Origin of the sequence: Bacteroides sp. (assembly GCF_028690125.1) — a bacterium.
GTDB lineage: Bacteria > Bacteroidota > Bacteroidia > Bacteroidales > Bacteroidaceae > Bacteroides.
Genome location: NZ_JAQVBV010000001.1, coordinates 296,416 through 311,026, shown reverse-complemented (window position 1 = coordinate 311,026; position 14,611 = coordinate 296,416). Strand labels below are relative to the sequence as shown.

Sequence of the window (14,611 nt, the reverse complement as noted above, 5' to 3'; positions counted from 1 at the left end):
ATAAACACAATCATGAAAAGAATAACATATTTATTATTTCTCCTACTCATTACAACAAATGGATGGGCACAAGATTTTAAACCCGGAGATCAGGCAAAAAACCTGACGGAACAGAAAAATGTAATGGTGGATTATTCGACGGGGATTTTTAATTATACCGTTCCTATATGTAACTTAAAATCGGGGGATTATGCGCTACCAATTTCATTAAACTATATTGCGCAGGGAGTGAAGGGAAGTGATGTCTCCGGATTGATCGGATATAATTGGAGCCTTAATACGGGTGGAATTGTTACTCGCACAATGCGCGGAGGTTTCCCGGATGAAGACACATCTTTTGGTTATTTACGAACGGAGAATAATTCCACACCGTTAAAAGAAGATGCAAAGACTGTAGGTCTTCGCAAACGAGATGGTGAAAGTGATATTTTCACGGCTGTATTCAACGGGCAGAAAGTGGATTTTATCATTCGTATGGACGTAAACAGACGGATATATACTGAACCACTGGAACAAACGGATGTACGTATCGAATGCGAAACTACCTCTGGTAATATTACTGGATGGACCATTACTGATAACAATGGAAACCGTTATATCTATCGACAAGTCGAGAAGAATACGGATGTTCAACGTGTGGATGTTTCTACTACGAATGCCCTATCTAACAGTTCGTATAATTCGGCATGGCATATTACTCGTATTATTCCTTATAACGGTGCTCCGATTGAGTTCTATTATAAGGCGGATGTGGAAAATTCAGCATACTGTTCAAAAGATAGAATCAATACTCAAAGTGTATGGAATTCTTATACAATGAACTATACTTATGGCAAAGCGATGAAAGAACAGCCATTTGATTTCAAGAAATATCAAGCAGGTTATGAAGCCCAAATTGAAGAAGCCCGATATTACTTAAAAATGTGCTCTCAACAAATACTATTAAAAGAAGTTGATGCGCAAATGAGTGTAATAATCATCCATGGCACATGTTTTTCTCAACCACTTGAAAATATAATTGTACAGTCAAATAACAGGATCATTGGTACACTAGCGAACATCAAAGAATTGACTTCCGCATCGGAAAATTTAGAAAACACACTAAAATCTCTAGCTGATTATTGTTATATGCTACCTGATCCCGGAATAAGAGCCGGAGCGTGTTTGAAAAATGCCGCAAATATGGTTCATAATTGTTTAATTGAGATTAAAAACATTACTACCAAAGAAATAAGTGGAGGAACTCGTTACGACGTAGTTTCACCTTTGCTAAGCACGATTATTTCTCCGGAACATATTGTAAGGTTTACATATGAAAATATAACAAACCAATGTTTGAACAAAATCAGTATTTACCAACGCAACGAAGTGCTTCTCTCATCTGTCCAACTTACGCAATATGACAAAGACTTGAAAAAAGTTTCTTTTTCTGACAAGAATGGAAAAGAGATATCCAATTTTAAATTTGATTATTACACTTTTTCTGATTTTCCAGAGATACAAAATGGAGTGAAGTCCGATCTTTGGGACTACTGTAGTGCACGAGATGCATCCGGGAAAGAATACGAAATGCTAACCGCCATGCATTCATTGAAAAGAATAACACTTACTGATGGTGGAAAAATTGGAATCGAATATGAAAAAAATAAAGCCAATGCGAGTGCTAACTATGGAGGAATCCGACTAAAATCATTAATATTTAATGATGAAGCAAGTAACCGGAATGATACCATCTCGTATGGATACCCCGCACCGGGTATCAGTGTATATTATTCAAATTCCAATAATGTTGATGTTTGTTATTCAGGATTTTGTGATAGAATCACTTATGACAGAGTACGCCCGGAAGGACATCCTCTCATAAACATGGGTAACAATGGACTTTATTATCCATATGTAACAGAAACGATGCATGGTAAGGGAATGAATACCTACCGTTACCAAATAGCCTCTCCTTCTACAAATACAATTTATCCGTTTTGGATAAATGGACTACTTTCAGAAAAGGCTGTATATGATACCAACGGAAATTTACAACAAATGACTAAATACAACTACGAAACATTATCTGCCTACAGTAATCAGCTTCCTCAAATACAACCATCAGATTATTATTTGGATGGAGAATCTTTGAAAAGTCATTACAAATCTCAGACGACAAATTATATCAAAGGAGATGAACTATATCAAAACAATATTGAACCTCGCCTGTCTCCTATAAATGCTTCCAAATTTTACTATCTACCTTATGGAGGCAAAATAGTGTTGAAAGAAGAAGTGGAATACAAATTTGATGAAAAAACTCCCTATAGCCAGACTAATTATCAGTATGATAATCCAAAGTCCATGTTTCCCACTTCGATTTCGTACACCGGATCAGATGGTCATGTTCTCACTAAAGTTTGCAAACGAGTAACAGATATAGCAGATGGTGTTGATCCGGTCATCGATAAAATGAAGCAAAGTAATTTGTTTTCTCCCATAGTGAAAAAGCTGACTATTTGTGACGGACAGTTAATCAATGAAACTGTGTTGCGATATCAAGCTAATGAACAGTCAGGAAAAAGTTTCATTGCACCAACCGAAGCATTAATGTATATACCTACCACTCCGACAACTTATTCTTCAACTACAAAAGAAACAAAGTTGTTTACTTATGGTGAAAGCAACTATGCATTGGTTGCCACTTATCAGTATGCTAGCAACAAGACTTCCAAGTTACCGGTAAAAAAAAGTGAACGAACAGCAAAGATGAGTTATGCATACGATGACTATGGAAAATTAATCATGGAATGCAATGCTATAGGGGCTACAGCTGATGATTGTTATAAAAATGAAGGAAGTGGAACGATTGTCAAACCAGATCTCATAATGTCATTAAGCAATTTCAAAGGTGCTTATGGATATTCCAAACAAATATTAGCAACTATACCTAGCAATATCAAAGATGGTCAATTTCTATATTTTTTCAACTCACGGGAACACAATTTCATTATTTCATTTGGAGAAGAAATGATAAAAAGTAATACAGATCTAAATAAAGCACAAAATTACTATGATATCATTTCTCTTGATGAGAAAAAGATATTCAGACAATTCAAACAAGAGTATACACGGCTTATCCAACTCTATCCTAAATACGAACCACTTAGAAGATTTATAGATACACTAGAAAATCTTATTTCATATGATGGACAGAAACTTTTTGAATATTTATTTTTGGATAAATATAGCGTTGAAAGCCCTTTAAATTACACATACTTTATCAAGATGACTTCACTTCCTGATTCTAAAAAATTGAAACTATATGTATTGAAAGGGTCAGATAGTGCTTCGGGATATATCACTCACGCAGGAGGCGAAACTAAGTATACTGTTGAAAGTAACAACTCATCCTTACTAAAGGTATACGATATCGACTTAAGTTCATATACAGGTGTAACATCTGTTACGGCTAATCCACAAGGAATGTATATGGCATTAGTACCGGAAGGAGCTTCTTTCAAAGCAACATCCTACAATGCGGATGGAACAGTGTATGCCCAATTCGATCAAAGCAGTAACGTTGAATTATACACATACGATGCAGCAGGAAAAGTTATCCAAACAAAAGATCAATATGGAAACGTATTGAAAGAGTATACATACAACCGAATTATCAAACAATAAAATAAAACACGACATGAGAAGAATACAAATGATTATCTGTCTGCTTTTTTTCTTTCTATTCGGAAAAGGACAGAATACGACAACCTATACAAGCACACGTAATTATAGGGCGGAAAAGACTTATATAGACGCAACAACCCAGACGGGAAGTAACGCACGATCCGTAAATGATATTACTTATTCGGACGGTTTCGGACGCAAATGGCAGGAAATATTAGTATCCGGAAATCCATCGGGAAACTCAGATTTGGTGATTCCGCATGAGTACAGTAGTCTTGGACAAGTAGAGAAAGAATATCTTCCTTATGTAAAAGGAGGAAACAACGGAGCTTTTGATGCCAATATGCTAGCTTCTTCTAACTGGAATGTGTATGGAGCGGAGGAACAAAGTTACGCTTTCACCCGCATCCAATATGAGAAAAACCCACTGGGACGGGTTACGCAACAGACGGGACCGGGCAAAGCATGGCATACCAATGCTAAAAGTGCTAACATTAGCTATGGAGTGAACCAAAACCAGGAAGTAAGGCTGTATAAGACTTCTACAAATGGTACTCTTTCATTGAACGGACATTACCCGATAGGTACATTACAGAAAACAACAGCCACAGATGAAGATGGTCATAAAACTGAGACGTTTACAGATAACAACGACAAAACGGTAGTAACGGTAGCCTTCGATGGTGGTGAACGAATGGAAACATACTACGTGTATGATGATAGAAATCAGCTACGATATGTGCTGCCACCGCAAGCCAGTAGTCAATTGACAACTACGACTATCAATACTTCGGTATTGGAAAAATTGGCTTACTATTATGAGTATGATCAACTGGATCGTATGATAGTGAAACGTCTGCCGGGATGTAAGCCGATTTATATGGTGTATGACTGGAAGGATAGACTGGTATTGAGCCAAGATGGGAAGCAACGGGTTGCTAACGCAAAGAAATGGAGTTATTTTGTTTATGATGAACAAGATAGGGAGATTGAAAGTGGAGAAATCACCACTACCAACGCATCGACGCATCAACAGTTACAACAGGAAGCATGGAAGAAGGAGAAGTATTTGCCGGTGGGTACAAAGACTCCCCTGCAATATACTGTATATGATAATTACAAAACGACAGGAAATGTGACGGCGCATCCGTTCACTGCGGTCAGCGGATACAGTCAGAGTTATTATCAAAGTGTATCAGGATTGACGACTAGTACGAAAGTCAGAGTACTCGGTACTGAGGAATGGGTGACTACTACTACGTATTATGACGATCAATGCCAGCCGGTACAAACGGTATCCAATCATCCGCAAAGAGGATTGAGTTATGTAAATACCATGTACGACTTTGTAGGGAATCCGTTGAAGCAGAGGGAAGCAATAGGAACGGTTGTGTGCGAAACGGCTTATACGTATGACAATCGTGGAAGGATGCTGACTAAAGAATACAAATGGAATGGTACAGTGACCGATAAGATTAGTTATGAGTATGATGCGATAGGCAGGATGACGGCTCAAAAGTATGGAGAACGAGCCAGGGAAACTTTCTCGTACAATATCCGCGGGTGGATGACAGGTATTCAAAGCCCGTATTTCTCACAGACGCTGCGTTATACCGATGGGACGGGAACTCCTTGTTTCAATGGGAATATCAGTAGTATGACGTGGAAAGCGGGAAGCGAAACCACTGCGAGAGGATACAAATTCACGTATGACGGAGTTTCAAGATTGAAGAATGCCGTGTATGGCGAAGGGGATAATCTTTCATTGAATGTCAATCGTTTCAACGAGCAGGTCACCGGGTATGACAAACAGGGGAATATTCTGGGGCTTTCGCGTTACGGGCAGACGACGGCAACCGCTTATGGTTTGATTGATAATCTTGTTTTGTCTTACAACGGGAACCAGCTGAAGGCGGTGAAAGATAACGCTACGAGTGCGGTGTATGGAAATGGCGTTGAGTTCAAAGACGGGGCGAATGCGGAAACTGAATATACTTATGATGAAAATGGTAATTTAACTAAAGATTTAAACAAAAAAATTACCACAATACAATATAATTGTTTAAATTTGCTTGAGAAGGTTCAGTTTGAGGATGGTAATAGTATTGCGTATCTGTATGCGGCGGATGGAACGAAGTTACGGACGACACGTATTATAGCAGGTAATACAACAACGACTGATTACTGTAACAGTGCGGTCTATGAAAATGGGGTGTTGGTCAAGGTGCTCACCGAGGATGGGTATATAACGGCGAAGGATGCCAAACCGCATTATTTTATTCAGGATCATCAGGGAAATAACCGGGTGGTAGTGGATAAGGATGGAAAGGTGGAGGAGACGAACCATTACTATCCGTTCGGAGGGGTCTTTACAACTTATGCCAGTGTGCAGCCTTATAAGTATAATGGCAAGGAGTTGGATAGGACTAAAGGACTGGATTGGTATGATTACGGGGCAAGGCAGTATGATGCGGCGATAGGAAGATGGCATACGGTGGATCCGATGGGAGAAAAGTATTATTGTTTCAGTTCATATGATTATTGCGGTAACAATCCTGTAAACAATACTGATCCCAATGGAATGGATTGGTATCAGAATCAATACGGCAGTGTTACTTGGAAAGCGGGAAGTGCCGCAATTGACGGATACAAAAATATAGGAGCCACATTTGCTTCACCAATGGCAGGAGGAGGTTTTGTAAACTACTATCAGAACAGAATAATATACTTCTCTGGTTCGCCAATTGATATCTTCGCGACAATACAGAGTGACTTGAGAATGCAAAGGTACTTGTTATCAAGAAATAGCCCTCTGGACGCATTTGACCAATCAAGACTCTTCAATTCTATCAATAGCCGGGATATAGATGCGGTATTACGTCCTTTGGAAGAGGAGGCGGTGAAATTTGTGGCATCGTCATTTGCTTGGGCGGGAGTTGGAAGGGCTGCATTTTGGAGTATTGGGAAGATTGGAGCAAGCGGTGGATTTAACTGGATATCCAAAATATTTCAAACAAATAAAGCTGTTAAGCAAACTAGAGTGTTTTGGTCTGGTGGAGATGAAGCAATGAATGCTGCTATGGAATATGCATCGTCCAACGGAATGACAACACTTAATATGACTCGTGCAGGTAAAAATTTGACTAATTTAGTACAAGATGCATCTCCTGCTGAATATGCGAAAATGTGGCAAAGATTATCAGCTGCGTATGCAAAAGGGGCAAAAGGCACTGCTCATGTATTCCTTGATGCAAAAGGGGCTGCTGACAATAGTGTATGGAACACCATTGAATATCCCATTTTAAAACAAAATAATATCAAAATAATAAAACATTAAAATTATGATTACTAAAAGACAAGTAGAAATTTTCAAAGCTTATGAAGGCTATATTGATATTTGGGCACTAAGAAACAAAAAGGAAGAGAAAGAAAGTATGTCAGATGATGACTGGCGTTCAATTAGTAAATTACTTATAGAGATAGCTAACACTAAACAGGATGTTAGAAAGCTATTAGAAGAAAAAGTTGAAGACAAAGAAGCCATAGATGAATTAATAGAAATGGCTAAAACATATGAGAAATATGTTTTCTTAAAACCGACTTGAATTAAAGCATTTTAGGGATTATCCATTAGATTGTTAAATATTTGGATATCAATACATATTATACCATTCAATTAGATTATATATATTTATTTTGAAATAAAACCCATTTTACTGGATAATCGTATTTACCAATAACAATAGTATATACAAATCTCATAGTTCATTTTAAACTGCGAGAAGTTTGTTTTTATCTATCTAAGTATAAAAAAAAATCATTGGAATGTTTGAGAACAAACTTTTCAATGATTTTTAATTTTATCTAAATGAAAAAATAAAGTCTATCTTCTTGAATTCATTTTCCAAATTAGAAGTATTTTTATATTCTACAATCCCAGCTTTGCCGAAATATCCAACATCCGTTGGATAGGTTTCACAGCTTTCTTTGCTATCTCCGGATCTACCGTAATTTCAGGAGATTCATTCTTCAAACACTCATAGAGCTTTTCTAACGTATTTAACCGCATAAAGCTACACTCATTACACCCACACGTACTATCGTTCGGAGGAGCAGGAATAAACATGGTTTGCGGACACTTCTTTTGCATCTCATGCAGAATACCTGATTCAGTAGCTACAATATATTTCTTTTCCGGATGGCTTACTGCATACTTTAACAGAGCTGCTGTAGAACCTACCACATCGGCAAGTTTTAATACTGTACTTTTGCATTCGGGATGAGCCAATACGATTGCATCAGGATGCTTCGCTTTCAGTTCTATGATCTTTTCCACAGAGAATTGTTCATGCACATGACAAGCACCATCCCAAAGTAACATATTACGGTTCGTAACTGAGTTTATATAATTACCCAAATTCCGATCCGGTCCAAAAATTATTTTCTCATCTTTGGGAAAGCTTTCCACAATCTGCTTCGCATTGGTGGAAGTCACGACTACATCTGTTACTGCCTTCACAGCAGCTGTCGTATTGACATACGAAATAACAGTGTATCCCGGATGCTCTTTGACAAACTGTGCAAACTTATCAGCCGGGCAACTGTCTGCCAGTGAACAACCAGCATTCATATCAGGAACTAATACCTTCTTATCGGGACAAAGCACCTTTGCTGTTTCACCCATGAAATGAACACCGCACATCACAATAATATCTGCTTCTGTTTTTGCAGCCCATTGAGCCAACGCCAGACTGTCACCAACGTAATCGGCGATATCCTGTATTTCACCTTTCTGGTAGTAGTGACCCAGAATGATTGCATTCTTTTCTTTTTTCAGCTCGTTAATAGCTTTTATTAGATCATTCATAATAATATTCTTTTTTCTTTCCTTTTAAAAAAAAATCCTTTGTTAGTGATAATAGCCTGTTAATAGTGTTAGAAAAAAAATCTTGTTTTTCTTGCCGGATAAGTTATTAGTTCCTTCTTCTACTTTATTAGTTCATTATGAACGGATGAAAAATAGATTATATATTGTCTATATACTTCATTATCATAAAGCTTTGATGGAACAAGAAAAAGCTATTCACTTCCTGTTGATAAGATGCAAAGTTAAAAACTTTATAGATATAAATAGCTAATTAAGTACTGAAAAATGTGTTTAAGGTGAGGTAGAAAGTTATGGTTTACTTTTTTGGAATGTTAATAAGGATAGTCCCTTACACCTTCTTTTGAATAATGCAAGGGCTATTTTTAAAAATCTTTGCTGAATGTTTTGACAGGTTTTAAACCGTTATCAACACCTCTCTTAACAGAAAAGAATTACTTTTGTAACCAGTATGTATTAAAAGAAATGACTGCATGAGAAAACTAAAGATAACTGAGTTGAACCGCATCACTGCGGAAGAGTTTAAACAGGCTGAGAAACTGCCTCTGGTAGTTGTGTTGGATGATATTCGTAGTCTGCATAATATAGGTTCGGTGTTTCGTACTTCAGATGCATTTCGTATTGAATGTATTTATTTGTGTGGAATAACAGCTATTCCTCCACACCCTGAAATGCACAAAACTGCTTTGGGTGCAGAATTTACTGTGGATTGGAAGTATGTTAATAACGCTGTTGATGCGGTTGATAACCTTCGGAAAGAAGGATATATTGTTTATTCCATTGAGCAGGCAGAAGGTAGCATTATGCTTGATAAGCTAGAATTAGATAAAACAAAGAAATATGCTATCGTAATGGGGAATGAGGTGAAAGGTGTTCAGCAAGAAGTCATTGATCATTCGAATGGTTGTATAGAGATTCCTCAGTATGGTACAAAACATTCTTTAAACGTTTCTGTGACAACAGGTATTGTGATATGGGATTTATTCAAGAAACTTAGTTGATGATGAATAATAAAAGCTGGTTAATAAGTAGTTTATATCAATGTTAATTACTTAATAACCAGCTTATAAAAGTTGTTTATAACGCTTGCTAAATTTGTCCGCTTTCTACCATCAAAACAATTTGTTCCGTTAGTTTATCTTCTCCCAACGGATCATATTCCTTTTTCAGACTGGCACCGAATAATGAAGCAAATGTTTGATAAAAACCTGCTTTAAACGGTCCCATGAAAGCTTTTACCAGTTCAAAGCTGGTTTGGTTGCTTTGGCGGTCTACCAACTTTATTAACAGTTTTCCCTGAGCGAAAGATAGTTTCTTCATTTGGGCGGTATATTGTTCTTTCAATCCCTTTTCAACACGTTTGATATGTTTCTGACGAGCTTTTTCTGTAGGTAGCGTCTGAAGATACTCATAAGTCTCAATGATGGCTTTGTTGATTTCTTTAGAGATGGGATATACCTTTTTTACATTCCGTACCAGTCGGTTATATTCCATTTGTTCTTTATCGTTCTTAAATTTTAAAGGACGGAAGATATAAACAGGTCTTAACTGGACCCAGGGAATGGTATCTCCTTGATAGATACACATTGGAACCCGATATCCATTAATGCTTTGCTGTTTCTGAGCCTGTACACGAAGTGAACAGATCATAGCAAACATTATCATTAATAATATGTTAAGTCGTTTATTCACACCACAAAAATAAGATATTATCTTCATATTTTTTTTATTATCTCAACTTTTCATTGTGGCATTAACCTATTTAAAGTAACTTCGCAGACTTTTTCCTCTAATGGCTGGAAAAATAAATATAAGTTCATATGAAAAGAAATCAACTACTATGGTTGATAAGTATTATAAACAGCCTGTTAATTATTCCTGCTTGTAGTGCTCAAGACCACCCTGAGAGCCTTCTAGATGATGTACTTGAAGATTTATCTGTTAATAATGATATTGATAACTCTGTTAATGAAACTAACTGGGAAAATGAATTGGAGGAACTTTTTGTTCGTTTGCAAGAACCTGTTAATTTGAATGCAGCTACTCGTGAACAACTAGAACAATTTCCCTTTTTAAGAGATATACAGATTGAACATTTATTGGCTTATATATATGTTCATGGTCAAATGAAGACTCTTTATGAACTACAGTTGGTGGAGGATATGGATAGGCAAACTATTCAATATTTACTACCTTTTGTTTGTGTGGAAGCTATTAACAATAACTCTTCTTTTCAGTGGAAAAGTATGTTGAAAAACGCATTAAAGTATGGAAAGAATGAAGTGCTAACTCGCATAGATATACCGTTTTATAAACGAAAAGGTTATGAACATACCTATTTAGGGCCTTCTGTTTATAACTCTGTTAAATATGGATTTCGGTATGGTGATCAACTTTATTTTGGAATAGTTGCTGAGAAAGATGCCGGAGAACCCTTTGGTGCTTTGTACAATCGTTATGGTTATGATTTCTATTCGTTTTATCTGTTACTTCAAAATTGTGGTCGGTTGAAATCATTGGCTGTTGGTAACTATCGGTTAAGTTTTGGTCAGGGATTAGTGATTAGCACTGATTATCTGATGGGGAAAACTGTTTATGCTTCTTCTTTTACTACCGGAGGTAAAGGTATCAAAAAGCATTCATCAACTGATGAAATGAATTATTTTCGGGGAGTAGCCGCAACTGTATCTGTTACTGATAAGTTCGATATTTCCGGTTTTTATTCACATCGTTCTATGGATGGAGTGGTCACTGACGGGGAAATAACTTCAATTTATAAAACAGGATTGCATCGAAGCCAGAAAGAGGCAGATAAGAAACACTTGTTTGCATTACAACTAACAGGTGGAAATATAAGTTATCAACAGAACCGTATCCATCTGGGAATGACAGGTATTTACTATGTTTTCAACCGGCCTTATGAACCGGAATTAACAGGTTATTCCAAGTATAATCTTCATGGAAATCATTTCTACAATATAGGTGTTGATTATGCATATCGGTGGCATCGTTTTTCTTTTCAGGGGGAGACTGCTAAAGGAAAACAGGGTTGGGCTTCTTTGAACCGTTTTCAGTATTCACTGACGGAAGGAACTCATCTGATGTTGATACAACGATTTTATTCATATGATTACTGGGCAATGTTTGCTCATTCTTTTGGAGAAGGAAGTATGGTGCAGAATGAACAGGGATATTATCTGGGTGTTGAAACCTCTCCTTTTCGTTATTGGAACTTTTTAGTATCGTGTGACTTATTTTCTTTCCCATGGAAAAAATATAGAATTAATAAGACAGATTCTCGTGGAGTAGATGGTTTGATTCAGGCAACTTTTACTCCGCGAAAAAATTTGTCTATGTATTTGAAATATCGTTATAAGCAAAAGGAGCGGGATTTGACGGGAACTAAAGGTAGCGTTATACTTCCAATTTGTCATCATCAACTTCGATATCGGTTGAACTATTCTTTGAATGAAGTGTTATCTTTTCGTACAACTTTAGAATATAATCATTTTTATTCTCAGGACAAAGCTGCTAGCCTAGGATATCAGGCTACACAGATGATATCTTATCAACTGCCCCGAACCAGGCTGTTTGCTGAAGTTCAGGGTAGTTATTTTTGTACGGATGATTATGATTCGAGAGTATATGTATCAGAGAAAGGGTTGCTTTACACCTTTTATACTCCTTCATTTCAAGGTCGGGGATTTCGCTGTGTTGCGCATCTTCGTTACGACTTAAATGATCATTGGATGTTCATAACTAAATTTGGAGAAACCACTTATCTGGATCGGAATGAAATAGGTTCCGGTAACGATTTAATTTGTGGAAATAAAAAAGCGGATATACAAATGCAACTACGTATCAAGTTTTAAGTATCTTTGCTCGCCATGATCGAATTGTTTCACTTTTCTAAAGTGATTCCGACTCAGCATGACAGATATTTTTGATTATTAAATAACAATATATGCATGAAAATATGCATTTAATTGTCAAATTTTAAATCGTCAAATTTTAAATAAAATGACTATTATCTTTCCTTCACCCATCTTTGGTCCTGTTCATTCCCGCCGTTTGGGGGTTTCTTTGGGAATTAACTTATTGCCGGAAGACGGTAAAGTTTGTTCATTCGACTGTATCTATTGTGAATGTGGTTTCAATTCCGATCGTCGTGCCAAAAAACCTCTTCCCACTCGTGAAGAGGTGCGTATAGCTCTTGAAAAGAAGCTGAAAGATATGCAAGTGAACGGACCTGTTCCTGATGTATTTACTTTTGCAGGAAATGGAGAGCCGACAGCACATCCTCATTTTTCGGAGATTATAGAAGATACACTCGCACTTCGGGATCAATATTTTCCGAAAGCCAAAGTAAGTGTATTGAGTAATTCTACTTTTATTAACCGTCCGGCTGTTTTTGAAGCTTTAAATAAGATTGATAATAACATCCTGAAGTTAGATACGGTGAATGAAGAATATATTCATTTATTGGATCGTCCTAATGGAAAATATTCTGTGCGGGAGATCATTGAAAAGATAAAAGAATTCAAAGGCAATTGTATTATTCAAACAATGTTTTTGAAAGGAAGTTATCTTGGTAAAGATATGAATAATACTACGGATGATTTTGTGCTTCCCTGGTTGGAGGTCGTGAAAGAAATTGCTCCCCGGCAAGTGATGATTTATACTATTGACCGGGAAACGCCGGATCATGATTTGCAAAAAGCTACTCATGAAGAACTAGACCGGATTGTAGAGTTAATAGAAAAAGTAGGTATTTCGGCTACGGCTTCCTATTAAAGAAGTTTATTTATGATTGGTTCACCAACTTACTAAAGTTTAAAACTACCTTTCTTCTTGTCAATCATTTGGTAAACAATAAATTTTAGTATTTTTGCCTGATAAACACAACGATAATTGTTAATCTGGAAGTTATATTTGATACTTATGAGAAAGGTATTTATTCTTGTTTTGATGCTGATTACATTTTTTTCAGTTGTAGAAGCGAAAAATGGAAAAGAGCAGGATCGTAAATTGATAGATAAAGTTGCTTTATGGCAAATAAAGCATCAATCGCAAGTGAGACATCACGATTTAGATTGGACAAATGGCGCTTTATTTCGTGGTATGGTAGAATGGGCCGACTATACACAGGATTCTTGTTATTATAATTTCCTGATCCAAATAGGACAGAAACATCAGTGGAAATTTCTGAATCGGCTTTATCATGCCGACGATCTTACGGTAGCACAAATGTATATCCGTATGTATGAAAAGTTTGGAGATCGTGCAATGCTCCGGCCAACTATTGCACGGGTGGATTCTATCGTGTCGAATCCTTCGGAAGCACAGCTATGGTTAGGAGCAAAAAATTCGACGGATCGTTGGTCATGGTGTGATGCTTTGTTTATGGCTCCTCCTGTTTACGGATTGTTGAATAAACTATACCCGAAAAAGAATTACCTGACTTTTATGAATAAGGAATTCAAAGAAACTACCGATTCTCTATATGACAAAAGTGCCGGATTGTATTACCGGGACAGAAATTATATTTCTAAACGCGAAAAGAATGGTGAGAAAGTGTTTTGGGGTAGAGGTAACGGATGGGTACTAGCCGGACTTTCTTTACTGTTACAAACACTTCCTAAAGATTATGAGAATTATGATTATTATCTGAAAATCTATAAAGAAATGGCTTCTGCCGTTATTCAATGTCAGGATAAGAATGGGTCTTGGCATGCTAGTATGCTCGATCCGGAAGCGTATCCTACCCCGGAAAATAGTGCTTCGGGATTTTTTGTATATGCACTGGGCTGGGGTGTCAATCAAGGAATTTTGAAAGATAAAAAGTATAAGAAAGTTGCTCAGAAGGGATGGAAAGCATTGAAAAGCTGGGTTCGTGAAGATGGTATGCTTGGATATGTTCAACCGATTGGTGCCGCTCCCAAACAAGTGACTGAAAATATGACTGATGTATATGGAGTAGGTGCTTTCTTAATGGCAGGCATTGAGATGTTGAAAATGAAATAGTCGGGTACTTATGTTAATCTTAATATTATAAAG

9 protein-coding genes are annotated in these 14,611 nt (G+C 36.9%); 7 read left to right on the top strand and 2 right to left on the bottom strand.

Annotated elements, in window-relative coordinates:
• Positions 1–12 precede the first annotated feature (12 nt).
• The 3 genes from PHO71_RS01240 to PHO71_RS01230 are packed head-to-tail and all read left to right on the top strand — an operon-like array spanning position 13 to position 7,274.
• Complete coding sequence (locus tag PHO71_RS01240; protein ID WP_300197708.1) at positions 13–3,669, top strand: hypothetical protein; 3,657 nt, start codon at positions 13–15, stop codon at positions 3,667–3,669.
• Between the two features lie 13 nt (positions 3,670–3,682).
• Positions 3,683–7,006, top strand: coding sequence for a DUF6443 domain-containing protein (locus PHO71_RS01235; RefSeq protein WP_300197705.1), 3,324 nt, complete (start codon positions 3,683–3,685; stop codon positions 7,004–7,006).
• 4 nt (positions 7,007–7,010) lie between these two features.
• Complete coding sequence (locus PHO71_RS01230) at positions 7,011–7,274, top strand: hypothetical protein (RefSeq protein WP_300197702.1); 264 nt, start codon at positions 7,011–7,013, stop codon at positions 7,272–7,274.
• 323 nt (positions 7,275–7,597) lie between these two features.
• Here PHO71_RS01230 and nadA read toward each other — a convergent pair whose 3' ends face one another.
• On the bottom strand, positions 7,598–8,536 hold the full coding sequence (nadA, locus tag PHO71_RS01225) for a quinolinate synthase NadA (RefSeq protein ID WP_300197699.1): 939 nt from the start codon (positions 8,534–8,536) through the stop codon (positions 7,598–7,600).
• A 491-nt stretch (positions 8,537–9,027) separates the two neighbouring features.
• Between nadA and PHO71_RS01220 the strand changes: the two genes are divergently transcribed.
• Positions 9,028–9,555: an RNA methyltransferase gene (locus PHO71_RS01220; RefSeq protein ID WP_300197696.1), complete on the top strand. Its 528-nt coding sequence runs from the start codon at positions 9,028–9,030 to the stop codon at positions 9,553–9,555.
• A gap of 88 nt (positions 9,556–9,643) precedes the next feature.
• On the opposite strand, the gene PHO71_RS01215 is transcribed toward PHO71_RS01220, so the two are convergent.
• Entirely contained in the window at positions 9,644–10,219 is a 576-nt protein-coding gene (locus tag PHO71_RS01215) for a DUF4294 domain-containing protein (RefSeq protein WP_300197963.1), read from the bottom strand.
• A gap of 155 nt (positions 10,220–10,374) precedes the next feature.
• On the opposite strand from PHO71_RS01215, the gene PHO71_RS01210 reads away from it, so the two are divergent.
• The 3 genes from PHO71_RS01210 to PHO71_RS01200 all read left to right on the top strand — a co-directional run bounded on the left by PHO71_RS01210 (position 10,375) and on the right by PHO71_RS01200 (position 14,578).
• Positions 10,375–12,426 (top strand): helix-hairpin-helix domain-containing protein, encoded by a 2,052-nt coding sequence (locus tag PHO71_RS01210; RefSeq protein WP_300197694.1) that lies wholly within the window; start codon positions 10,375–10,377, stop codon positions 12,424–12,426.
• Between the two features lie 148 nt (positions 12,427–12,574).
• Positions 12,575–13,348 (top strand): radical SAM protein, encoded by a 774-nt coding sequence (locus PHO71_RS01205; RefSeq protein WP_300197691.1) that lies wholly within the window; start codon positions 12,575–12,577, stop codon positions 13,346–13,348.
• A 147-nt stretch (positions 13,349–13,495) separates the two neighbouring features.
• Entirely contained in the window at positions 13,496–14,578 is a 1,083-nt protein-coding gene (locus tag PHO71_RS01200) for a glycoside hydrolase family 88 protein (protein ID WP_300197688.1), read from the top strand.
• Positions 14,579–14,611: the final 33 nt, after the last annotated feature.